This is a genomic window from Bacillus sp. z14 (2026) (genome assembly GCF_058313575.1).
Genome location: NZ_JBZFQK010000008.1, coordinates 1 through 24,892, shown reverse-complemented (window position 1 = coordinate 24,892; position 24,892 = coordinate 1). Strand labels below are relative to the sequence as shown.

Annotated in this window: 20 protein-coding genes and 7 tRNA genes; 5 read left to right on the top strand and 22 right to left on the bottom strand. The window is 36.3% G+C overall.

What is annotated here, in order from left to right:
* Nucleotides 1–314 precede the first annotated feature (314 nt).
* From AC4G3O_RS17600 to AC4G3O_RS17580, 5 genes are all read left to right on the top strand, one after another.
* Complete coding sequence (locus AC4G3O_RS17600; protein WP_491136511.1) at nucleotides 315–1,208, top strand: MerR family transcriptional regulator; 894 nt, start codon at nucleotides 315–317, stop codon at nucleotides 1,206–1,208.
* Between the two features lie 154 nt (nucleotides 1,209–1,362).
* Nucleotides 1,363–2,430 (top strand): ABC transporter permease, encoded by a 1,068-nt coding sequence (locus AC4G3O_RS17595; protein ID WP_491136510.1) that lies wholly within the window; start codon nucleotides 1,363–1,365, stop codon nucleotides 2,428–2,430.
* A 4-nt stretch (nucleotides 2,431–2,434) separates the two neighbouring features.
* Complete coding sequence (locus AC4G3O_RS17590; protein WP_066102807.1) at nucleotides 2,435–3,112, top strand: ABC transporter ATP-binding protein; 678 nt, start codon at nucleotides 2,435–2,437, stop codon at nucleotides 3,110–3,112.
* Between the two features lie 210 nt (nucleotides 3,113–3,322).
* The gene (locus AC4G3O_RS17585) at nucleotides 3,323–4,801 is read left to right on the top strand and encodes an amino acid permease (protein WP_491136509.1); all 1,479 of its coding nucleotides are present in this window, start codon (nucleotides 3,323–3,325) and stop codon (nucleotides 4,799–4,801) included.
* 320 nt (nucleotides 4,802–5,121) lie between these two features.
* Nucleotides 5,122–5,808, top strand: a complete 687-nt coding sequence (locus AC4G3O_RS17580) for a YoaK family protein (RefSeq protein ID WP_491090774.1) — start codon at nucleotides 5,122–5,124, stop codon at nucleotides 5,806–5,808.
* A gap of 139 nt (nucleotides 5,809–5,947) precedes the next feature.
* Here the strand turns inward: AC4G3O_RS17580 and AC4G3O_RS17575 are convergent, their stop codons facing one another.
* The 22 genes from AC4G3O_RS17575 to AC4G3O_RS17470 form a co-directional block, all read right to left on the bottom strand.
* Nucleotides 5,948–6,463: a gamma-glutamylcyclotransferase family protein gene (locus AC4G3O_RS17575; protein ID WP_077247998.1), complete on the bottom strand. Its 516-nt coding sequence runs from the start codon at nucleotides 6,461–6,463 to the stop codon at nucleotides 5,948–5,950.
* A complete protein-coding gene (gene pcp / locus AC4G3O_RS17570; protein ID WP_066102816.1) occupies nucleotides 6,463–7,104 on the bottom strand; it encodes a pyroglutamyl-peptidase I in 642 nt (213 codons plus the stop codon). Before pcp ends, AC4G3O_RS17575 begins: the two co-directional genes overlap by 1 nt.
* A gap of 30 nt (nucleotides 7,105–7,134) precedes the next feature.
* Complete coding sequence (locus AC4G3O_RS17565; RefSeq protein ID WP_066102819.1) at nucleotides 7,135–8,064, bottom strand: DUF979 domain-containing protein; 930 nt, start codon at nucleotides 8,062–8,064, stop codon at nucleotides 7,135–7,137.
* Nucleotides 8,064–8,756 (bottom strand): DUF969 domain-containing protein, encoded by a 693-nt coding sequence (locus tag AC4G3O_RS17560; RefSeq protein ID WP_066102823.1) that lies wholly within the window; start codon nucleotides 8,754–8,756, stop codon nucleotides 8,064–8,066. Before AC4G3O_RS17560 ends, AC4G3O_RS17565 begins: the two co-directional genes overlap by 1 nt.
* A 292-nt stretch (nucleotides 8,757–9,048) precedes the next feature.
* On the bottom strand, nucleotides 9,049–10,671 hold the full coding sequence (aspD, locus tag AC4G3O_RS17555; RefSeq protein ID WP_491090771.1) for an aspartate 4-decarboxylase: 1,623 nt from the start codon (nucleotides 10,669–10,671) through the stop codon (nucleotides 9,049–9,051).
* A 300-nt stretch (nucleotides 10,672–10,971) separates the two neighbouring features.
* Nucleotides 10,972–12,471: a xylulokinase gene (gene xylB / locus AC4G3O_RS17550; protein WP_148631198.1), complete on the bottom strand. Its 1,500-nt coding sequence runs from the start codon at nucleotides 12,469–12,471 to the stop codon at nucleotides 10,972–10,974.
* Nucleotides 12,472–12,537: 66 nt separating this feature from the next.
* A complete protein-coding gene (gene xylA / locus AC4G3O_RS17545) occupies nucleotides 12,538–13,869 on the bottom strand; it encodes a xylose isomerase (RefSeq protein ID WP_148631200.1) in 1,332 nt (443 codons plus the stop codon).
* A 330-nt stretch (nucleotides 13,870–14,199) separates the two neighbouring features.
* Nucleotides 14,200–15,711 (bottom strand): arabinosylfuranosidase ArfA, encoded by a 1,512-nt coding sequence (arfA, locus tag AC4G3O_RS17540; protein ID WP_066102838.1) that lies wholly within the window; start codon nucleotides 15,709–15,711, stop codon nucleotides 14,200–14,202.
* Nucleotides 15,712–15,770: 59 nt separating this feature from the next.
* Complete coding sequence (locus AC4G3O_RS17535; protein ID WP_066102841.1) at nucleotides 15,771–16,028, bottom strand: hypothetical protein; 258 nt, start codon at nucleotides 16,026–16,028, stop codon at nucleotides 15,771–15,773.
* Between the two features lie 245 nt (nucleotides 16,029–16,273).
* The gene (locus AC4G3O_RS17530; RefSeq protein ID WP_066102844.1) at nucleotides 16,274–16,933 is read right to left on the bottom strand and encodes a DUF624 domain-containing protein; all 660 of its coding nucleotides are present in this window, start codon (nucleotides 16,931–16,933) and stop codon (nucleotides 16,274–16,276) included.
* 27 nt (nucleotides 16,934–16,960) lie between these two features.
* Entirely contained in the window at nucleotides 16,961–17,803 is an 843-nt protein-coding gene (locus AC4G3O_RS17525) for a carbohydrate ABC transporter permease (RefSeq protein ID WP_066102847.1), read from the bottom strand.
* A complete protein-coding gene (locus AC4G3O_RS17520; protein ID WP_225983650.1) occupies nucleotides 17,803–18,744 on the bottom strand; it encodes a carbohydrate ABC transporter permease in 942 nt (313 codons plus the stop codon). Before AC4G3O_RS17520 ends, AC4G3O_RS17525 begins: the two co-directional genes overlap by 1 nt.
* A gap of 92 nt (nucleotides 18,745–18,836) precedes the next feature.
* Nucleotides 18,837–20,180, bottom strand: a complete 1,344-nt coding sequence (locus AC4G3O_RS17515; RefSeq protein ID WP_066102853.1) for an ABC transporter substrate-binding protein — start codon at nucleotides 20,178–20,180, stop codon at nucleotides 18,837–18,839.
* A gap of 1,103 nt (nucleotides 20,181–21,283) precedes the next feature.
* Complete coding sequence (gene codA, locus AC4G3O_RS17510) at nucleotides 21,284–22,549, bottom strand: cytosine deaminase (RefSeq protein ID WP_491090764.1); 1,266 nt, start codon at nucleotides 22,547–22,549, stop codon at nucleotides 21,284–21,286.
* Nucleotides 22,533–23,807 (bottom strand): cytosine permease, encoded by a 1,275-nt coding sequence (gene codB / locus AC4G3O_RS17505; protein ID WP_140462301.1) that lies wholly within the window; start codon nucleotides 23,805–23,807, stop codon nucleotides 22,533–22,535. Before codB ends, codA begins: the two co-directional genes overlap by 17 nt.
* Before the next feature lie 383 nt (nucleotides 23,808–24,190).
* Nucleotides 24,191–24,272: transfer RNA gene (locus AC4G3O_RS17500), tRNA-Leu, on the bottom strand.
* 7 nt (nucleotides 24,273–24,279) lie between these two features.
* Nucleotides 24,280–24,353 (bottom strand) — tRNA-Cys (locus AC4G3O_RS17495).
* A gap of 8 nt (nucleotides 24,354–24,361) precedes the next feature.
* Nucleotides 24,362–24,436 (bottom strand) — tRNA-Gly (locus AC4G3O_RS17490).
* A 7-nt stretch (nucleotides 24,437–24,443) separates the two neighbouring features.
* Nucleotides 24,444–24,518: transfer RNA gene (locus AC4G3O_RS17485), tRNA-Gln, on the bottom strand.
* A gap of 52 nt (nucleotides 24,519–24,570) precedes the next feature.
* Nucleotides 24,571–24,646, bottom strand: a tRNA-His gene (locus AC4G3O_RS17480).
* Between the two features lie 9 nt (nucleotides 24,647–24,655).
* Nucleotides 24,656–24,729, bottom strand: a tRNA-Trp gene (locus tag AC4G3O_RS17475).
* A gap of 8 nt (nucleotides 24,730–24,737) precedes the next feature.
* A tRNA-Tyr gene (locus tag AC4G3O_RS17470) sits at nucleotides 24,738–24,821 on the bottom strand.
* Nucleotides 24,822–24,892 lie beyond the last annotated feature (71 nt).

The following is a 24,892-nucleotide window of genomic DNA, read 5'->3' as shown; positions in this document are numbered from 1 at the left end:
TTTTCTTTTTAGAGTGCATATATTATTGGTAGTTCATCTCTTAAAAAAATGTTCAGGGATTATGTTATAAAGGAATGGCTGAACTATCTTTGTATGTTTTCTATTAATTTCAACACTACCTCTATTATAATATTGAATTACCTCAATCCATAACTCTTCCATTTAAAAAAACTACCCCACTAAAGTAACTCTTTTTTCCTAAACCTAACAAAATCCAAAACTAAATAGTAACCCAGGAATTGCATTCTTTTATAAACTTAATATACAGTTAAAATATAGAGAATTTATAGTACTTGTAAAAGAAAGGTTATTTTATGTATAAGATTAATGCTGTTTCTAAATTATTAGATATGCCAACTGTTACTATTCGATCATGGGAAACCCGTTATCATGCTATTACTCCGAAACGTACTGAATCGGGTCATAGAGTATATACAGAAGAAAATGTAAATGATTTAAAATGGCTCAAAAAACAGGTTCAGGATCATAAGATGAGCGTCAGCCAGGCAGTTCAGCTTCTGAAAATCCACAAAGGTGAAATTGAAAAGGAGCAATTAATCGACAACACGATTAATCATTCATTTGAAGCGCAAATTAATGAATTATTTGAAGCAACGCTACATTTTGATTCCGAGAGATGCAATCAGCTCTTTGATTTATATTTTTCTCAATTTCATTATAAAACGGTCTTTTATTCAATTGTCGTCCCACTTATGTATAAAGTTGGAGATGCTTGGGAAAAGGGAGAGTTGTCTGTTATTAAGGAGCATATGATCAGTAATATTGTGCTTCAGCGTGCCATTAATTTTTTTACGATTTTCCATTCATCCCCCATTCTACCCAAAGTGATTGCCATTTGTCCGGAAGGGGAGCATCATCAACTTGGATTAATCCTCTTTACTCTCTTTTTAAAAGAGCAGCATTATCCAGTCTATTATATAGGTGCCGATACACCACTTGATGGGTTGGATGAGTTGATTAAGGAAAAAGATATTGAGATAGTGGCCATTTCTATATCCAGTGATGAAAACGAACTGAAAGCCCAAAAATATATAGATATTCTTTATAACCAGAATCCAAAGTTAAAATTCATCATCGGCGGTTTAGGAATTAAAGAAAGTAAAAAACAAGAGCCTCGCTGGGATGTATCTCCGTCTGACAAAGACTGGCTGAACATCATGAATCAGATTAATGATTTTAAAAATTAAATACTTACTCCATGCCCCAATTCATATTGGGGCATTTTTCTTTCACTAATTAAAGTTACCTCAAATTCAATTATTTGCTATTATTATATTTTCCTTATACATTATCTATATATTAATTATATTTTAAATACAAATAATGTGAGGATGGGGATACATGTTTTTAGCCTGGAATGAAATAAAGAATAATAAACTTCGCTTTTTATTGATTGTCGGTGTTTTAACACTCGTTTCCTACCTAGTATTCTTTTTATCCGGGTTAGCTAATGGGCTTGAAAACCTAAATAAAGAAGCTGTTGATAAATGGGAGGCAGATGGAGTTATACTGACGGATGAATCAGATATAAATCTTCCGCAATCAACAATGGAAATCGGCGATTTTACAGGGGACGGTACAGATGAATATGCAATCTTGTCCCAATTAAACTCCATCGCAAAAACAGACGATATAAAAGCAAATGTCTCTCTTTTTGGCATCAATGAAGATGAATTTATTATGCCTGATATAAGTGAAGGGAAGGCTTTTAGTAAAACGGGGGAAGTAATAGCCGATGATTCTCTCAAAGATGAAGGGTTTAAAATGGGCGATGAATTGAGCCTTTCTTCTACGGACATCACTCTTACGATTACCGGATTCACTGAGGATGCAAAATTTAATGCTGCACCAGTATTGTATGGATCACTGGAAACGATACAGGAAGTTCGTTTTGGTGATGCAGCAGAGCAAAAAGATGATCAAATTAATGGTTATGTCATTCGTACAGATAACTTAGAAAGCGTCGCTGTCGACGATTCACTTAGTGTTGTTTCAACACAAACATTTATTGAAAACATGCCCGGATATTCCGAACAAAACTTGACATTAACCTTTATGATCTATTTTCTATTTATCATATCTGCCGTCATCCTGGCGATATTCCTTTATGTATTAACCATTCAAAAAATCAGTATTTTCGGAGTTATGAAAGCACAGGGAATTTCCAACAGCTATTTGTCCAAATCGGTGATTGCCCAAACATTTATCCTATCCTTAGCAGGAGTTATTGTTGGTTTCACCCTAACTCTTATAACCGGATATTTCTTACCAGCAGCTGTTCCTGTTGCCTTTAACTATATGGATATGCTGATATACGCTGCTGTCCTGGTTATTGTATCTATACTTGGAGCGCTATTCTCTGTACAGACTATTGTCAAAATCGATCCTTTAGACGCGATAGGAGGTTAACATAATGGCATTACTTGAATTAAAAGAGGTCAACAAAGTTTTCATGTCCGGCCGTACAGAAATCGAAGCATTAAAAACTACTAACTTTTCGGCAGATTCAGGAGAATTAATTGCCGTTATCGGTCCTTCCGGTTCTGGAAAAAGTACTTTTCTAACCATTGCGGGCGGTCTTCAAGCACCAAGCAACGGTGAAGTGATTGTAAATGATCAAAACCTGACTAACCTAAAGGAAAAAGAGCGAGCATCCATTCGTTTAAAAGAAATAGGCTTTGTTTTGCAAGCCTCTAACCTTGTACCCTTTCTTACAGTAAATCAGCAAATGCATTTACTGGATAAAGTAAAGAAGGATAATATGGATAATACTCAAATTCAAAGCCTTTACAGGGCACTTGGAATTGAGGATTTGCTTACCAGTTTCCCATCAGATTTATCGGGTGGTGAGCGCCAACGTGTTGCATTAGCAAAAGCATTATATACAGATCCTAGTATCATTCTTGCTGATGAACCAACCGCCTCCCTCGATTCTGACCGCGCCTTTGAGGTAATGGAAATGTTGAAAAATGCTACTACCAATCATGGTAAAACAACCATTGTGGTCACACACGATACAAGACTAATAGATTATTGTGATAAAGTTTATAAAATTATTGATGGAACGCTAAACCTCGAATCTCATAAATAAATAGCTTACCCTCTGTTTTAAAGAGCCTTTCTCTGTAAAGAAGAGAGGCTCTTTTCTCATTGCCCACGCTATTTTTATTATTCCCAAATTATACTTTACTGTTTTTTCTAAAAAATTAGATTGTTAACAAAAATGTTTAAGCTTGCTTGCTAAATTGGTATATAACACTACTAATTAATAAATGACATAAAGAAGGAAAGAGGCATAATAATGGAACCTGCCATTAAAGAAACATCACCTATATATAAACGTAAAAAGAAAAGAAAATTAAAAAGAGATTTAAAAACCAGGCATTTAACAATGATTTCTCTCGGCGGAACGATTGGTACGGGATTATTTCTGGCTAGTGGAAATACAGTTCATGCTGCCGGTCCTGGCGGTGCCCTTGTTGCCTTCGCAATTGTTGGTATAATGGTATATTTTTTAATGACAAGTCTGGGAGAGATGGCCGCACATATGCCCGTTGCGGGATCATTCAGTATCTATGGAGAAAAGTTCGTCGATCCTGCCTTTGGCTTCGCACTTGGCTGGAATTACTGGTATAGTTGGGCAGTCACGATTGCAGCAGAGCTATCAGCGATTGTGTTAATAATGAAGTTTTGGTTTCCTGATAGCCCTTCAGCATTATGGAGTGGATTATTTCTTCTCATTATTTTTCTACTAAACGCTCTCTCTGTTAAAAGCTTCGGAGAGTCAGAATATTGGTTCTCATTAATAAAAGTAATTGCCATTATTGTTTTTATTGGTACAGGTGTCTTGATGATATTTGGAATTATGGGCGGAGAAGCCATTGGATTCAAGAATTTCACAGTTGATGATGCACCTTTTAATGGAGGAATCATGGCTATATTAGGAGTCTTTATGGTCGTTGGTTTTTCATTTCAAGGGACAGAGCTTATTGGGATTACGGCCGGAGAAAGTAAGGAACCAGCAAAAACTATTCCTAAAGCTGTAAATTCAGTTTTTTGGAGGATTTTAATTTTCTTTATTCTTTCTATCTTAATCATCGGTTTAGTGATTCCCTATACTACTCCGGACCTTGCTGCTACCGATAGTGTCGTAAAAAGTCCTTTCACTCTTCTATTTGAGCGCGCTGGCATTGCCTTTGCTGCATCTGTTATGAACGCAATCATCCTGACCGCCATTCTTTCAGCAGGTAACTCAGGAATGTATGCAGCAGCCCGAATGCTATGGAACTTAGCAGAAAGAGGACATGCTCCAAAATTCCTTGGAAAATTGAGCAAAAAAGGTGTACCCATCAATGCCTTAATTGCTACTGGCCTGGTTGGCTGTCTGGCATTTTTAAGTTCATTTTTTGGAGATGGTGTGGTTTATGTCTGGCTCATTAATGCAGCCGGTTTATCTGGGTTTATTGCCTGGCTTGGCATCGCCATTAGCCACTATCGTTTTCGCAGAGCATATGTGGCTCAGGGATATGATGTAAATGATCTTCCTTATAAAGCAAAATGGTTCCCGTTCGCACCGCTCGCTGCTGCCACACTATGTACCCTGATCATACTTGGCCAAAATACCGATGCCTTATTTGGCGGTACTATAGATTGGTACGGTTTATTAGTATCCTATATCAGTCTTCCGCTATTTCTAATTTTGTGGTTTGGATATAAATATAATAAGAAAACAAAAGTTGTTTCTCTAAAAGAAATGAATGTAAAGAAAATTAAAGCCTAAAAAGAATGAAGAACCTCTAGTTACTAATGGAGGTTCTTCATTCTTTGCAAAGATAACTCCCTCTATTTCATCTCCCCTCTTCCTCGAGCAAACGGTCTAATAGTGCGTAATAAATCATTTACATTCTTTAGTAGCAGTTAGCTTCTCCGTCCATCTAAAATGCAAAAAAAAAAATCGCATCCGTTTCCTCATCCACTTATTTTTCGGATAATGACATTCAAGATTTTTTGAATAATCTAAGTAGGTATGTGGAATCATTTTCATAAAAGCCACGTTCTCTTCCTTTTTGCTAAAAATGGGCTGGTCGTAAGGAGATATATATGGAACATAGAATAAGAAAATTTCTTTCATTATCAGCTAATTCCTTAGTTATGGGAATGATCCTGGCATTAGTAGGTGGGTTTTTAGATGCTTATACATACGTTACAAGGGACGGAGTTTTTGCAACTGCACAAACAGGAAATACCGTTTTATTTGCGGTGAGAGCAGCCAGCACAAAATACGGTGCAGCCATTCAGAATGTACCGCCTTTTTTAGCTTTTATTGCCGGCGTGTTAACAGCCGAATACATCAAAGACAAACACGATATGCATAGACGAGCAGTTTTAATACTGGAGTGTGTCATTTTATTTATTGTCGGTTGGTTACCAGGAAGTGTACCGAATATGATTGTCACTATGAGCATTGCCTTTGTATCCTCCCTGCAAATCGCTACCTTTAACAAATTGGAAAATTGGAGCTACAATTCAACCATCACAACCGGAAATCTGCGAACTGCCTCTTCAGCTTTTTACGGCGCCTTTATAGATCGTGATTCAGAATCAAAAAAAAAATTTAAAGGGTTTTCCGCCATTATACTCTCCTTTATTTTTGGTGCATTAGTTGGGACCTATTCCAGTATTCATATGGGGAACACAGCCATCTGGATAGCAGCCAGTATTATCCTGCTCACCGTTATTTTATATCATAAAAATAAAGGATTTATGGAGGACAATAATACCTCCTGACCTAATGAAAAATGCTAGTTTTCAACACCTTACCAAGAGATAGGGTTAGGTGAAATTCTTTAATTCCAGATCAAAAAACAAAAAAAGAAAAACAGCTGCTTTTACACAGCTGTTTAATACTCGGATTTCATTAGAAAGCTCAGCTATAAACATAGCTTTCTCGCATTTCTTCTTTAGCCATCCCGATTAAAATATTCTTATTTGGAGAAAGCTCTTTTTGTAAATTTCCACTTATCATGTATTCTTTCCAATCACCATGCGGAATATAAATGGTACTACTCTCAAAAATTGAATCTTTGTCTTTGTTATAGAAATAAACAAAACATTTTTCTTTTTGATGGGTATGAAGATTTTCTACTTCCAGCACTACTTTATGGTATTCATTTTCGGGATTATTTTCACTAATGTATCCCTCCATCTCATCCATTGCCTTCATTGTATCCTCGTAACAATCTTCTTTTATGACCATGATTTCTCCCCATACTACATCTTCACCAAATGTAATAGCAGGATAACCTTTATACGGCATATGATATAATTTCATATTTTCTAATTTGGCTTCTTTTTTCTCAATGACCTTATTAGCTAAATACTTATTATAATTGAAAAACCCTTCCCGTAAGCTTCCATAAACAAAAAGATTGATCCGACTCATTAACAAATCTCTCCGCCGATTGCTTTTATATCTTCGTCATAGATAACACAAGCTTCAATAGCCAGTTCCAAGCCCTTTACAATATCATTTAACGACATAAACGGAGTATTTTTCTTATCCATCACTTGAGAAGTCATATAAGGGATGTGAATAAATCCACCTTTTATATTTGGATACTTCTTATCAATCATGTAAAGAATTCCGTACATTACATGGTTACATACAAATGTTCCGGCTGTATTTGATAACGTTGCCGGGATTCCATTTTCACTCATATGTTTAACCATAGCTTTGACAGGTAAGTTTGAGAAATAAGCAGGTTGACCATCCGGTTGGATAACTGCATCAATTGGTTGATTACCTTCGTTATCTTTAATTCTATAATCATCCAGGTTAATAGCAACTCTTTCAGGAGTTATATCAAATCTTCCTCCTGCCTGCCCTACTGATATGACAATATCCGGCTTGTGCTGTTCTATTGCATTCTCTATTGCTTCAACAGATTTATTTTGAACTGTCGGTATAATGACCTTAATAACCTCTGCTCCTGCGATTTTGTTGTTTACCATTTTAACAGCTTCTTCAGCTGGGTTTACTGGCTCTCCTCCGAATGCATCAAATCCAGTTATTAATACTTTCATAATTTATTCTCCTATTGTAAGTTTTTTATCTTAAAATCCCCAAATATACATCATAAATATATGAACAACTAATAATGTTAAAGCGATTGGAGCTTGTGCCTTTATGACTGAATTCTTATCTTTAAGTTCAAGCAATGCAGCTGGTAACATATTGAAGTTCGCAGCCATAGGTGTAATTAATGTTCCACAGTATCCAGCTGTTAATGCCAGAGTTCCACAGATAAGAGGGTCTCCGCCTATAGCAAATACAAACGGTACACCGATTCCAGCCGTTATTACAGCAAATGCGGCAAATGCATTACCCATGATAGCTGTAAATAAAGCCATACCTACACAATAAGTTGCTACACCTACCAATGCATTACCTGTTGGGATCACATTTGAAATAATAGATGCAATCTTATCGCCTACACCCGCTGTCGTAAATAATACGCCTAATGAAGCTAATAATTGAGGCAGAATCGCAAATGCTCCAATTGATTGATACATTCTATTGGTATCCTCTAATAGCTCTTTAGAAGTAGCTTTAGTTAATATAAACGTTAATACTAATGCTATGGTGGATGCTATACCAATCGCTACCGTTCCAGGGAAACTTGTAAATTGAGCCACAAGCATGGCTATAACTGCGATAGACAGTGATGGGATGAAAATTTTCAAGCCTAATTTTTCTGCTTTTAAGTTAGCGAATGTCTCATCTAATTGTTTTAACGTTCCAATATTTATTTGCTTAGTTGCCGATAATACAGCGATAACAACTACTAAAATACCTACTATCGTACTTGGAATATAGTTTCCAAGTATGAAAATTACGGCTAGTATTCCCCAAAACATAGCTGTACCGATTCTTGTTTTGTGGTTTTTATCCTTTAAAGTAAATACCATGGTAACTCCCATGAATAAACCGATTATAATATAAAAGAGTTCTAATAAAAGATTAGAGATTTGTGTTATATCCATTATTGTTCACCTCGTCCTTCTCCATTTTTACTAGAATATTTTTGCGTCATTTTTCTATCGAATAATAAATTTTGAGCAGTCCAGAATATGAATGCAATAACGGCAACTGGTACTGAAACTTTCGCTACTTCAAGTGTATCTACCTGCATGCCTAGCCCTTCCAGTGTAGATGCAATTAAAAGTACACCAGAATTTGCGATGAATACATTTTGCGCAAAGAAATTACCGATATTATCAGATGCTGCTGAGTATGATTTTATTTTTTCAATATCTTTTTCGTCGACCTTATCTCCGTATTTAGCAACGGCTGCACCTTCTGCCATTGGGCTTACTAAAGGTCTAACAAATTGTGGGTGTCCACCAAGTGTTACGCCCATACCAATCGTTACTTCTCTTATAAACGTATAACCACTCAGTAATTTTCCTACTGATAAACTGCTTGCTTTTTTAATAAGCATAACTGCCTTGGCTTTTAATCCGTATCTTTCACTCAACCCTATAACAGGAATGGTAATCAAAAATAAACAAGTTACTCTATTTGATACAAATGCTTCTCCAAGTGTATTAAGTATATCTACGATATTCATGTTTGCCACAAGTCCAGTCGAAATACCTGCTACAACAACTACTGCAATGGTATCTAACTTTAGTGCAAATCCTATTATTATAATCAAGATCCCTAATAGTTCCATTACTACTCTCCTATTCTAACATTTTAGTTATTCTACAATAATTTCTAATTATATAGTCATCTTTTAACATTGTAAATAACACGTACAACTATACTTCAACATTTTAATCTGGTAAAGGAGTAAAATATGGTTATTATCAATAGAGGAGATAAGCTATGAGATAACAGTATAATAAAGAACTTAAAAAGCCTTGCTACATAAATATCGTAGCAAGGCTTTGACTGTTATTATATAGGAATAATTAAATTCCAGCTAATGGAACCTGAAATCCCTGAGATTTAGGCACTTAAATTTAAATATGGCCCATTTTCTTTTTCCATTCCATCACATAATTTTCTAGTACATTTTTTAGTTCTTGGCCAATTTGTAAGTAGTCTTCATCATTTAGATTAGCAAGAGATACACGAATGGACCATACTGGTGCTGAAAATCCTTCGCCGCTTAATAATACAATCGATGAGTTTTCTGCTAGGCGATATAAAATATCAACCGGGTTATAATTCTTTTTCAGGTAATCGGTGAACCCTTTATCAAAGTGATGATTACACCAGATTTCCAAATCGATTTCTGTATAATAATCTGCATCATTAGGCAAATGTTTCTTAGGTAAACCGAGACCTTTGTATAATAAATTCATCCTCCGGTGTAAAATGTCCATAGTTTTTTTCTTGTATTCATTATTGGTATCGAGCATTGCAAAAATCGAAAATAAAGCCATTTGTACTTGTTGCGGTGTCGATAATCCAGCTGTGTGATTCATCGCAACGGCTCTGCTATCTGCAACTATTCGATCGATAAACGTAAGACTTTCTGGATTCCGTGTAAGCGAAGCGTATCTTTTATGTAGAACCTCCTTCGTTTCTTCTGGTAAATCATCGACTAATTTATCAAAGACATTGGATCGATTTATGGAAATCGTCCCTAATCGCCAGCCTGTCACACCAAAATATTTAGAAAATGAATAGACCCCAATTGTATTGAATGGTAAATCCACCATTAAGGAACGGAACCCTTCAACAAAAGTACCATATACATCATCTGAAATTATCATAAGATTTGGATTATCTTGTTTCACGATTTGTATGATTTTTTCTGTGGATTTCTTTTCCAAAGAAACTGAAGGCGGATTGCTCGGATTTACTAAAAAAAGTGCTTTAATGTCCGTATCTTTTAATTTTTCTATTTCTTCATCAGGGTATTGCCATGTATGCTGTCCTTCATTGTTTAATTCGGTTGCTTCAATTTTCACAAGTTCGTAATCATTGTTAGGAAGCTCTGGAATCTCTATATAAGGCGGAAAAATTGGAACCATCACCGCAATCTTAGATCCTTTGGGCAGCAAATAATTTTTAAATAACGTATCAAATATATAACACATCGCTGCCGTTGCTCCTTCAACAGCAAATAAATCAAACGGACCAGCCGACGAATCACCATTACATAGCTCTTTAATTAAAAAATCATGTACAACCTGTTCAGTTCTAACAAGCATTCGATCCGGAATCGGGTAATTATCACCAATAATTCCATCTACTAATTCATAGACCCATGTATCTGGCTCAAACTGTTTATTTTTGATACCGTATTGAATAATTTCTTTCAGCAAATGAATTCCTGGAATTTGCTGATTGGCCTCAACATATTTATTAAAACGTTCTGCAATTCCTATCCGACTTGGCATCCCCGCTAAATTGCCATCATCCCATACTTGCCTCGATTCTGTAACAGCGAATTGCCCTAAAGCAAAAAACGCTTCTCGAGGTGTCGCTGCAATCCAATTAGGATTCCCCCGTCCTGCATCCAGCATAGTTCTAGTGATTCTCATTTTTCCTTTTGCAAGATCAATGAGCTTATCTTTTAACTCAAACGGACTTATTTTCTCCAATTGATGACTTTCCTTTTTTAGTTCATCCATCAAGATCCTCCTAATAAACTGCTAAAACCATATAAAAAGTATTCCACAAGTACACGTGGAATATAATCGAACTCATTTATTTCTCTCATTAACAGAATATTGAGGGACCTATAAAAATTTAATAACGGTTAGAACTTTCTCTCTCATTACAAAAAAATCTGACCTATTAATCAAAAAAATAAGTCAGATTTAATAGTCCGACTTATTTTACGAATATTATTTACTTTTTACTAGCAGTTAGAAAAGGATTACAACATCACCTTTGGCACTTCAAAACCCAAATAACACCATTACCATTAATTATTTTCTATATTCTTCAAGTTGCTCATTAAGCCCCTTCGTTTGAGTATATACCTGTTGATATACCTTAAATAATCGCTTATACGTCTCGACATTTTCTTGAATCGGATCATAGGATTTTGCAACTTGAATAAAATGATTGGCACATTCGTTTAATGAAGCAAACCAACCGCATCCATACGCTGCAAGCATCGCCGCTCCCATTCCTGGACCTTGCTCGCTTGTCAGTCTTTCAATTTTCGTATTGAAAATATCCGCTTGCATCTGCAGCCATGTGTCATTTTTGGCACCGCCGCCAATAGAGATTATTGAATTAATCGTCTTACCATTTTCCCTGAAAATTTCAATTGATTCGTTTAGAGAGAACGTTATCCCTTCCAGAACCGCACGGGCAAAATATTTCCGATCATGAGATGCATCAACGCCAATAAAGCTACCGCGAATAGTGGCATCTGCGTGTGGTGTTCTTTCACCGACAATATATGGCGTAAATAATAGACCATTGCTGCCTGCAGGTACTTCTTCCACTCCAGCCAAAAATTGATCAAAATCTTCTTGCTTCGCGAACGTTTCCTTAAACCAGCTTAAGCTATAGCCAGCCGCAAGCGTCACACCCATTGTATAGTAAGCATTTTCTTCACCATGATTAAAATAGTGAACTTTCCCATTAAAATCTTGGTCATTTCTTTCTTCATAAGATAGTACGACACCAGAGGTACCAATGCTTGCTAACGTTTTTCCTGGTGTTAAAATTCCGGAACCAATCGCACCGCATGCATTATCAGCTCCGCCTGCAAACACTTTTACCGCTTCAGTCAATCCTGTTTTTTGGGCAAATTCAGCTGTTACTGTACCTACGAAATCATGTGATTCCACTAATGGTGGGCAAAAATCAGAGGATAGACCAAATGCCGCCAATACTTCCTGGCTCCATTCCCGTTCCGCCACATTCAGTAATAGCGTTCCTGCAGCATCGGAGTAGTCCATATGGATATTTCCAGTTAGACGGTAGCGTAAATAATCCTTTGGGAGCACAAATAATCTGGCACGTTTGAAAATGTCTGGTTCATTTTCTTTTACCCAGAGAATTTTAGGCAGGGTAAAGCCTTCTAATGCAGGGTTTTTCGTTACTTCTAATAAACGTTTACTCCCCATAACATCGTATATTTCCTGACATTGCCTTGTAGTTCTCGTGTCATTCCATAAAATTGCATTTCTTAAGACTTGATTATCTTCATCTAATAAAACTAAACCATGCATCTGACCCGAGAAACTGATCCCCTCGATATCATTTACATCTCCATCGAACTGGTGAATTAATTCCGCTATTCCTGCTGTTGTTTTTTCAACCCATTCTTCCGGGTTTTGTTCACTGTAACTAGATTTTTCAATAATAAGCGGATATGACTTTGCTACTTCCATACATACGTCTCCACGCTGATTCACCAGTAAGATTTTCACTGCACTTGTTCCGAGGTCTACACCAATAACATATTTCATCCTTATCATCCTTTTCTAAAAAAAGTGCTGGAGGAAAGGCTTCCAGCACTTTGTAAGATTAATAGATTAAACGTGTACGCTTGATAGTGTTTCTAATAAATATTGGTTGATGATGGCTTTCAGGCGCTCTGTTCTTCCAGATGTGTTCTTAATCTCAGTTAATTGAAGAGCATACTTTTCTAATTCACGGAAGTTGGTTCTGCCCTCAACGATATCTAAGCCAACGCCTTCTTGATAGCTGCTATAGCGTTCCTCAACAAAGCTATCTAAAGCTTTATCTTCAATAAGCTTGTTTGCTACCTTTAATCCAATAGCAAATGCATCCATACCAGCGATGTGGGCATGAAAAAGATCCTCTGGCTCAAATGAACCCCGTCGTACTTTTGCATCGAAGTTTAAACCACCTTTGCCTAAACCTCCATTTTTCAATATTTCATACATTGCTAATGTATTAGAATAAAGATCAGTCGGAAATTCATCTGTATCCCATCCAAGGAGTGTATCCCCCTGGTTTGCATCCACTGATCCAAGCATTCCATTGATACGAGCTGTTCTTAACTCATGCTCAAATGTATGGCCAGCAAGAGTTGCATGGTTAGCTTCAATATTGAACTTGAAATAATCTGTCAGATCATATTTTTGCAAGAAAGCCATACTAGTCGCCACATCAAAATCATATTGGTGTTTTGTAGGTTCTTTAGGTTTTGGCTCAATCAAGAAAGGAACATTCAAACCGATTTCTTTCGCATAGTCAACTGCCATATGGAAGAAGCGAGCCAAGTTATCTTGTTCAAGCTTCATGTCCGTATTTAGGAGTGTTTCGTAGCCTTCACGACCGCCCCAAAACACATAGTTTTCAGCGCCAAGTTCCTTCGCTACTTCTAAGCCTTTTTTTACTTTCGCAGCTGAATAGGCAAATACATCAGCATTCGGAGAAGTGGCAGCACCATGAACATAACGAGGATTAGTGAACATATTTGCTGTATTCCAAAGCAACTTTGTTTTACTTGTTTTCATGTATTCCTGAATCATTGCTACGATAATATCCTGATTTTCATTTGTTTCTTTTAATGTGCTTCCTTCTGGAGCGATATCTACATCATGGAAAGCAAAATAAGGAACATTTAATTTTTCAAAGAGTTCAAATGCCGCTTCCACACGGGCTTTTGCTAAATCTAAACCTTTGAGATTATTCCATGGGCGAATCGCTGTACCAACACCAAATGGATCTGTTCCATCTGCTGTGAACGTGTGCCAATAGGTAACTGAGAATCGGAGAATATCTTCCATTGTTTTTCCATTTATCATTTCTTCTGGATTATAATACTTAAATGCTAAAGGATTTTTAGATGAAGCGCCTTCATATTGGATTTTATTAACAGTTTCGAAATAAGCCATTGTGGCATGCCTCCCAAATTTTTTAGGTTTCAGATCGTTTATGTAAATGCTTACAAAATATGAGTCTCTAAATTCTTAATCTGCAACCTGTATTAATTAGCATTGTAGCACTTTATACTTTGTTTGTCTAATAGATAAACAAAGTATACAACAAAATTAGCTGTCTAATTGAGAAAATGTAGAAATACTTCTTTCTTCTATCGATCTTGTTTTAAATCCACAACTCTCACTCAATTGGTGAACAGCTATAAAGTACTTACTTGCTTCAAATAATACTAGATAAGCAGGCATATTTTCTATTATATTAAAAAAATATGCCATACTTTATAATTATCTCTGTTTTGCTAAACGAATTACGTTCCATGACAAGTTCGGCAGAATGGTTATTACCTTACCATTCTCACATTTTGCATTCCCATTGGAATGTGGTTTTACTGTCTCTTTATGTGCTGAATTGGTTTGTTTAATATTTTCATTTTCTAGAACAATATGCTCGATTACTTCATATTCATTAAAATTACGTATATCTACCTCTAGCTCCAAAACTTCTTCAAGATGACGATTAACCGCAAAAATAGTTAATGTATCTTCCTCATCATTATAAACCGCTGTAGACTCTAAATATGGAACGTCCGTAAAATCTTTACTATCGTATTTATCACTAGTAATAATCGGATTTAACGAAATACCCCGTCCATAAACGGAAGTATGCATATAAGGATAGAATATAGTTTGCTTCCAAGCAGGTCCGTTATTTTCTGTCATAATCGGCGCAATGACATTCACTAACTGCGCAAGACAGGCAATTTTAACTCGATCCGCATGCTTCAGCAACGTAATCAACATGCATCCAACTAAGAGCGCATCTTCAAAAGTATATATATCCTCTAATTGAGGAGGCGCAATACTCCAAGGTTCAATCTGTTTATCCTGCTCATTACTGTGATACCAAACGTTCCATTCGTCAAAAGATAGATTTATAGTTTTCTTACCACGTTTTTTCGCCTTAATATAATCAGCAATGGCGACAACTGATTTTATGAAATCATCCATTTCTAAAGATAAAGCTAAATAATTGGATAGGTCATTGTCTCGATTCCCATAATACTGATGAAGAGAGATGAAATCAACATGGTCATATGTATAATCTAATACCGTTGCTTCCCAATCAGCAAATGTAGGCATCGCTCTATGCGAACTTCCACATGCTACCAATTCGATGCTTGGATCTACCCACTTCATCACCTTTGCTGCTTCCTGAGCTATTCTTCCATATTCAGCAGCGGTCTTATGTCCAATTTGCCAAGGACCATCCATTTCATTGCCAAGACACCATGTCTTTATATTATAGGGTTCTTTTACACCATGCGAGATGCGCAAATCACTATAATAAGAGCCTCCAGGATGATTGCAATATTCCACTAAATTTCTAGCTGCATCAATTCCCCTCGTACCTAAATTAACAGCCATATTTACATCTGCATTCACCAATTTAGCCCATTTCATAAATTCATTGGTACCCATTTCATTTGTTTCTGTAGTACTCCATGCAAGATCTAAGCGGTTTGGGCGTTTTTCTTTAGGACCCACACCATCCTCCCAATTATAGCCGGAGACAAAATTCCCTCCAGGATATCGGACTAACGGCACTTTTAGTTCTTTTACTAATTCTAGAACATCCTTTCTAAAGCCATTTTCATCTGCCTGAGGATGAGTAGGCTCATAAATACCTCCATATACAGCTCTGCCTAAATGTTCAATAAATGAACCATATATACGATTATCAATTTCAGCGATTTTAAAATCTTTCTCTAGAATCATTTTTGCTTTATTGGCTGCCATTTACAATCCCTCCATTTTGTTTGTACTAGCCTAACTTATATAAGTACAATATGTTCAAATCAGATCGTTATCATTGCCCATTTTGATTCCCTTGGGTACGGACAAGTCTGACTTTTAAATTTCGCTTGATAATGAATGATTGACCGGCTGTAAGAACAGGTTGTCCCATATTGAAAAGAAGAACATTGTTTGCATATTTCTACCCTTGCTTTATATAATTCATCGGATACAATATTGAACTTATTTAAATCTGCTTCCTTAATTAAAGATTGAATATGATCTTCACTGACTTTGATACTTCCTGAACAGCTTTTCAAATATTTCTCCTATTCATTCTTTCACCTCTTTCAATCTCTACCGTAACGATCGACATGAAATGTCAGTTGTGATAATTTTCGTATTCGCTCAATCCTCCTCCAATTTCTAAATGCTTTCTGGTTTTAAACGATAGATCGGATCATTTCACTTTTAACTCACATTCATAAATTGCCGAATCCCTCACTAAGAGCCATATTTCTTCAACAGATTTCTGTAATATGCATGATAGTATTCTTCAATCTATTTATTGAACATATTTCATTTCAATCTGTAGTAACACATTTCTCACTAACAAGACAGTACACGCTGCAAACATCGGGACTCCCCAAAATATCGCAAAGTTGCCAAAATATTTAAACGATTGATACAGGATAAAGATTAATATAACAATAGATAAAGATTGTACCGGGCGATTGATGACTAAATAAAGGGAGTATTTTATAATGTCTCTCATCCTGATAATGAAGCGGCTATATAGAATGAGTGAATAGACATAACTAATCATTGATAAAAGAAGGATTAAAAATAACATAGGTAACAAATATGCGCCTTTTTCGTTGGAGGCCAGAAAATCAATATCTGCACACAAAATCAGTATTAATACACTGTATGGAATCCATAGTTTTAAGGAATCTTTGAAATCTTTCTTATAGTAATAGAAATATTTTCTCACGACCCTAATTTCAGTTTCAAAAAGCATTTTAAAAATAGTTTGGAATATCGCCCCCATTGTTGGGCCAATTAACAAAAAAGCAATTAAATATAAGGGAAGTGTAATTAAGTGGAATTTTACAAATAGCAATAAAAAAATCAGAATACCACTCGTTAACAAAGCACAAATACCTACCACAAATAAACTCCAGACAATATTTGTAGTTTTGATTAAAAAGCTTTTATTTGCCATCAAAAAACACCTCATTTACTGACACTATCAACCTTTTACCCCACCAACAGTCATTCCTGATATAAAAGATTTTTGATTGAATAAGAATAATATAAGTATAGGAATAATAGACATGATCGAGCCCGAAAAGACGATATCATAGTTATTACCATATGGTGTCATTGCAGTTAATAACCCTGCAGGTATAACCAAATTCTCATCTGACCTCATAACAATCAATGGCCAAAGAAAATTATTCCAAGCTCCCATGGAAGTCATAATAGTCATTGCTCCAAAAGCCGGTTTCATCATCGGTACATATATTTGCGAGAAAATACGAAATTCTCCCGCCCCATCTATTCTAGCGGCCTCAGCATAATCATTTGGAATCCCAATTGCATATTGCCTAAAGAAAAACACTGTAGCAGGCGGAACTATTCCTGGTAATATCACCCCTGCGTAAGTATCCATTAAGCCTAAATTTGTAACTAGCTTATATAACGGAATTAATAAAATATCACCCGGAACCATCAACATAATCAAGACAAGCATAAAAATAAAATTTCGGCCTCTAAAACGATATTGCGCCAAACCATAACCTACCATTGAACAAAAAATCAGTACTAAAACTGTTTGTATAATTGTTATTAGTGCACTATTTTTAAACCAGGATAGAAATATACCATTATTATTAGTAAACAATTTTCCATAGTTACTAAAGTTGATACTGGATAAATCTATATGTATATTTAAACCCTGTGCAAAAATATCTGAGGATTCTTTAAAGGAGGAGACTAACATAAACCAAAAAGGAATCAGTATAATAAATCCGATAACACTAAGTATTAGGGTTGTGATCAAGGTTGATACTCTTTTTTTGGCCTTCATCATTAATCCTCCTTAAATAAGCCTCTTACTGAAACTTGAATCAAATTTATTGCAACCACAATCACAAACATTATTACTCCAAGCGTACATGCATACCCGAAATCCCCATCGCTAAAGGCTGTTTTGTAAATATATGTTAAGAAAGTTGTTCCAATATTATCTGGAGACTGTGCTCCCCAATACACATAAGTTTCATTAAATAATGAAAAGCCTGCGAGTATAGATATAGTTAAAACATAAGTAGTAATTGGTTTAATCATTGGCAATGTTATACTTTTAAATTTATCCCATTTACTTGCGCCATCAATTTCAGCGCATTCATACAACTCCCGTGGGATATTTTGTAACCCAGATAAAAAATAAATCATATTTACACCAAGCCATCTCCACACACATACTATTACAAGTGCAAACATAGCTGTCCCTGAATTATTAAGCCAATCAATCGGACCTATGTTAAGGTAACTAAGCCAACTGTTGAATACTCCAGTAGGTTCTTTGCTGAAAGCAAATTTAAATACCAGCCCTACAATTACCGTAGATGTTAATACTGGTATAAAGAAAATTGATCTAAAAAAATATTTATATTTAGTATTTTTATTATTCATCACTAAAGCCAGCAAGAGTGGTAATGGGATTAAAATTAAAATAGTCCAAAATGTATACCTGGTAACGTTCCATAAAGCTTTATAGAATACAGGATCTGCAAACAACCGCTTATAATTCTCTAAACCTATAAATGTCGTTTCATCGAAACCTGAAATTCTTTGGAAACTCATAATAATCGAATTTATAAAAGGGTATAAAGAAAACACTAAAAATACAATAATAAACGGGGAGACAAATAGATATGGAGCTATCTTCTGCATATTTATTTTCTTTTTTTCTCTTTTTAATGGACTTTTGCTCTTTGGACTTATTTGTGCCGTAATATCGTTCGTCATCTTCATTCCCCCCTTATCCCTCTTCATACCAAAATGTTATCCAACAAATTAAGAAGAGAATGTTCCCTCCTTAATTTGTTAGATTGCAAACATTATTTACCTGCTTTAATTCGTTTATTGGCAGATTTATCAACAGCATCCAAAGTTTTTTGTACGTCCGCCTGTTTAGTCATCATTTTTGGCATACCATTCGTGAGTAACTCATCAATAATAATCGGATAACTATTATGGGTAAAACTTAATGTTCCTACCTCATCCTTCAATACTGCCATTTGTTTAAAAATATCAGTTCCGAAATAATCTGTGTATTTGTTCGGTTTTTCCATTTCAGGACTCAGCCATACATCTGATCGAATTGGATCAAAACCAAGTATTGTCCAAGTCTTAATAGATCCTTCTTCACTGGCCTTGGATTCAACTACAAATTTCTTAAGTAAATCTTTATCATGCGCTTGATTTGTGACAACTGTAGCTGTTCCTCCAAGTCCCGCCGAACGGAGATCTCCCTCTTTAAATATTGGTAAACCCTGGATTTTTATTTTTCCGCTTAATTTAGGCATAAAGCTTACCATACGACTCATATACCACGCTGGCATGACCACTGAAGCATACTTACCTTTATTAAAGGCTGCATAATATTCTTCAACATCTTGATGGCCGCCTTCTGCCGTTTTAGCAATTTTATGTTTGTAGACCATATCTTGAAGAGTTTGTACAGCAGTTACACTGGCTTCCTCGGATAAAATAGACTTATCATCTCTTACCATATCTGCTTTCTGTTGAGCAACCATTGCCGTATATACAAATTGGGAACTTGTTTCTACAGAAGTCATATATATACCCGTCTTTTCTTTAACCACTTTCCCTGCTTCCACATAGTCATCCCAAGTTTTAATAGTGGATGGATCTACCCCCGCTTTTTTCATGATATCCATATTGTAATAAACAAGAGTTGTCCCTACATGATAATCCAGACCATAGACTTTGCCATCTACCGTATAATTATCTGTGCGTCCTTTTACTAAGTTTTCATTATATGGTTCTACTTCATTTGTAATATCTTCAAATGGAGGCTTGTTTGTTTTTGTATATTTAGCGAATTGTCCAATTTCTACGTCCGCGATATCTGGAGCACCATTACCAGAATTTAATGCTACCTGTAACTTTTGATTCATCTGATCAAAAGGAAGAACATTTATTTTCAAATTAATTTGTTCATCAGGATGATTTTTATTCCAGGTTTCAGCTGCATCTTTCCAATAATCAGCATGTACTTGTACAAATGTCCACATGGTATATTGAGCTTTTCCATCTTTTGTTTTAGCATCAGAAGGGGAGTCACCTGAACTACAGCCAGCCAATGAAAAGGACAAAACCAGTATTAATGCCAAAACAAGAGTCATTATCTTACGTTTACCAGCACTTAACACGCTCATTCTATACACCTCAATTTTTATGGTTTATACTCATTTGAACCTAGTCAATCCTTTAAATTACAAGCTATTTATAACCTCCTTTAGTCTTTTACTCTTTTAAAACAAGCTCTATTATTGTAAGCGTATTCATTTTTTACCATCATATTCCACTCGTTTGTACAAGTCAACTTACTTTTTTAATATTTTGAATATTATACAAACAACTCGGTGAATAACGTTCCATTCGATTACTACTAATCATGCGAATAGTGAGTAAATGTCCAACATTCATATACCTTACTCATCGTCAATTAATCTGAATTCAGTTACGAACATCATTAAAACTATTATTTTCCATTTTCTAATGCGAGAGAATCCTTCATTTTGATAAAATATAATTATAAAATCGTTCATTAAGGAAGATATGAAAAACATAACTTCTATGAATCAATCTCAATTAGAAAGAAAATTACTAAGATCATCGATAAGAATTTTGATTATGGAGTCTTTTTCCCCTATGGACCTACAGGAAGTGGTGGATATCCCACTGTAGTTGCTTTTATAGAAATTGAAAGCGAACTAAGCAAAAGAATTATATATTTACTATTATGAAAATACATTACCAGAAAATGATGAGGTTAAATTTGAAATATATTTTGAGGATAATCAGAAAAAGAGAGAGGTTGATGGGAAAGTCTATTATGAACGTAGTGGAGGCCCTGGTTCTTTATCATCCGAGGTAACAAAAGGAGAAAAAACTAAAGCAATCATACAAATCAAAAAAGAATTCTCAGCCATCCATCCCACTCAATAATCGGAAAAAAAGCTAAGAATTTGCCCTTGGCTTTTTTATATTTCATTAAGATTAACCTACCTGCTTCGAGAATTTTCCACAATCCGGAAGATGGCACTACGTTTCATATATAAATTTCGTTTTTTGATAACTCCCGTGTTTAATTTCATTTTCGAACTTTCTCTTATGTTTCAGAGCCATTTATGTATCTTTTAACCGCTTCAATACGTTGTTCATCATATACATTCACTCAAAAAATCCCCTGAAGAGGTAAATCCGTGTCTACCGTTTCAGGGGCAGTTCATTAACTGATGATAGTCTTCACTTTTACTTACATAAAGGTAATGTTCTTTTGACCTTGCAGAAAAATGTTCGTCTCGCGAGGCTTCGTTTCAGCAATCACTTTACCGTTTCGAACAGAGTATAGAATCTCTGCTTGCAGGCGAAGGGCATGGTAACCATCTTCCGCATTCAGCACAACGAAGTTTGCTGGATTTCCTTCTGCAATACCGTAATTTTTAAGGTTCAATGCTTTAGCACTATTACCAGTCACAAAACGTAAACTGTTTGCAATATCACTATAGCCCATTAACTGTGAAGCATGTAAGCCCATATGCAATACTTGAAGCATATTCCCGTTTCCGATTGGATACCAAGGATCCATAATATCATCATGACCGAAGCAAACATTTAATCCGTTTTGATCAAGCTCTTTTACGCGTGTTAAGCCACGACGTTTTGGATACGTGTCAAAACGCCCCTGCAGATGAATATTCACTAATGGATTTGCTACGAAATTCAATTCGGCAAGTCTAAGTACACGCATTAATTTATATGCGTAGGCATCATTGTAAGATCCCATTGCCGTCGTATGACTTGCTGTAACACGACCTTGGTACTCATTCATAATCGTTTCACGTGCTACAACTTCCACATGGCGAGACTGCTCATCATCAATTTCATCACAATGAATATCAATCGGCTTGTCATATTTCATGGCCAATTTAAAAATCTCGCGAACCGATTGAACTCCGTCTTCACGCGTAAATTCAAAGTGAGGGATTCCCCCAACAATATCAGCACCCATTTTTAAGGCTTCCTCTACTAGCTCCAACCCATTTGGATAAGATATTAGACCTTCCTGCGGGAAAGCGACAATTTGTAAATCAACAAAGTCTTTCATTTCTGCTTTCACTTCAAGCATAGCTTCTAATGCTACTAAAGAAGGATCCGTTGTATCGACATGTGTACGCACAGCACCTATTCCGTTAGCAATTTGCCAGCTAAGGGCTTTCTTTGCACGCTCTTTTACATCCTCTTTTATTAAGGAATCTTTGCGTTCAGACCAACATTGAATACCTTCAAATAAAGTCCCACTTTCATTCCAACGTGGTTGGCCTGCCGTTAAAGTAGTATCTAGATGAATATGAGGTTCAATAAATGGCGCACAAACCAGCTTTCCACTTAGATCAATTGTTTCACAGCTGTCAAATTCACCTGTACCTGCCTCAACAATCTTTAAAAATGAACCATTTTCTATTAGTAAATCCCAAAGGCCTTCTCTTCCGAAGATTGCAGCATTAGCCCACTTTTTCATAATAGCATCCTACCTCCTCTTCCCTTACCGTAACAACTGTTGTTTTCATTAGCTTAACAGCAACTACATAAACAATTCCTGTAATCAATAATGTGTTTAGTGAAGCGATTCCCGGCAATGTTAACCCCGAGATGACACCAACAGCCCATGCAATGATGGCTGGAACATGTACTTTTGCAATGTTTGCCTGCTCATACTGAATATATTGTCTTTTTTGGATAAAGAAGAAATCCACAATAATAATTGATCCAATAGCCGGCAGAGTGGATCCTAGGAATGTCAGCCAGCTTGTGAAATTGTTATAAAGTACGATGGCAAATACCGTACCAATCGTACCGTTCATCATAACCATAAATACCTTTGGCTTCTTGAACATGGTTGCAAAACCAAGTCCAGATGCGTACAGGGAGTTATCGTTTGTTGTCCAAATGTTTAATCCGAGCACTAAAACAGCCGGCAATAGTAAGCCTTGTGAAATCATTACATCTGAAATATCATTGTGACCGGTTGCTATTACACCAATCGCACCAAATAGGAACATTAATGTATTTCCTAAGAAAAAGGCAATGACAGTTGTTGTTACAGCATGTTTTCCTGATTTTGCATAGCGTGCAAAGTCGGGTGTTAATGTACCACCACTAATGAATGAACCGATTGTAATCGTTAAAGCTGCTGCTAATGTTAATGAAGTTTCAGGTTTATAAGCAATGAGCGCTTCCATTCCTCCCATATCTGAAATGGCCATTCCTGCACTCGTTGATCCAAAAATCGCAATAGCCGGTACAGCGATAAAACTTAAGATTGTTAAAGCTTTCATACCGAAATAAGCAGTTGCTGTCATTAAAATCCCTGTAATGATGACAATCGGTACCAGTGGGAGGCCAGTTAATTTAGAAACCGGATAGGCAAACATTCCTAGCCCTACACCAAACCATCCGACTTGGGTTGCAGATAACATGAATGAAGAGATATATGCTCCTTTTTCACCAAAACTATATTGTGCCAGTAAGTGAGTCGATAATCCTGTTTTTGCTGCAATATAACTTAATGCACCGGTAAATGCTCCTAATATAAGGTTTCCTAATAAGATGACACCAATCAACTGCATAAATGTTAATCCTTCACCTAATGATCCACCAGCCCACATACTTGCTGAATAGAATGTGAAGCCAAGCATAACAACAAGCATTTTCAGAAAGCTGTTACGTTTTGCTTCAGGTACTGATTGAAATGAAAAATCTTTGTCTTTTAATTGCATTTTGTTTCCTCCCAAGTTATTAGTCTTGGTGAGCAAAAAAAAACCACTTGCCATAAAGTGACAAGTGGAAGGTGTCAGAAATAACCGTATTATTCACACAATAATATATTATGTGTATAAATACGTTCTCCAAACAAAGTATCGCCCACCTTGTCAGCCTCTCTGGACTGCTCTTAAAGGTCTTCAATTTAAATTAAATCTATATTAACAGATTATCTCAGATAGTCCAATGGTAATAGATGGAGGGATTTGAAGGGAATGTATAAAGATTCCGGTATCTATTTCGATTTGCTACTCTTATACAAAAAAAGACTCCCAAATGTTTTAATTCAACATTTGGGAGTCTTTTTAATGATTAATCTTGGCAAGAATTAATCTGATGATACCGGTGGTCGGGGTCGAACCGACACTCCTTACGGAACACGATTTTGAGTCGTGCGCGTCTGCCAATTCCGCCACACCGGCAAGATTTTGGAGGCGGCAACCGGATTTGAACCGGTGATAAAGGTTTTGCAGACCTCTGCCTTACCACTTGGCTATGCCGCCAAATTTGTTGGAGCGGAAGACGGGGCTCGAACCCGCGACCCTCACCTTGGCAAGGTGATGTTCTACCACTGAACTACTTCCGCATTAAGTTGGCTGGGCTAGCAGGATTCGAACCTACGAATGACGGAGTCAAAGTCCGTTGCCTTACCACTTGGCTATAGCCCAACAATTAAATTTATTAGTTAGTATAAGCTATTATTCGAGTTTAATCTAAAAATGGGGCGACTGATGGGAATCGAACCCACGAATGTCGGAACCACAATCCGATGCGTTAACCACTTCGCCACAATCGCCATATTTATTGGCAGGGGCAGTAGGAATTGAACCCACACTGGAGGTTTTGGAGACCTCTGTTCTACCTTTAAACTATGCCCCTATAATGAATGGTGGAGGGGGGCAGATTCGAACTGCCGAACCCGAAGGAGCGGATTTACAGTCCGCCGCGTTTAGCCACTTCGCTACCCCTCCGATATTAAGAGTGCCGGCAAGAGGACTTGAACCCCCAACCTACTGATTACAAGTCAGTTGCTCTACCAATT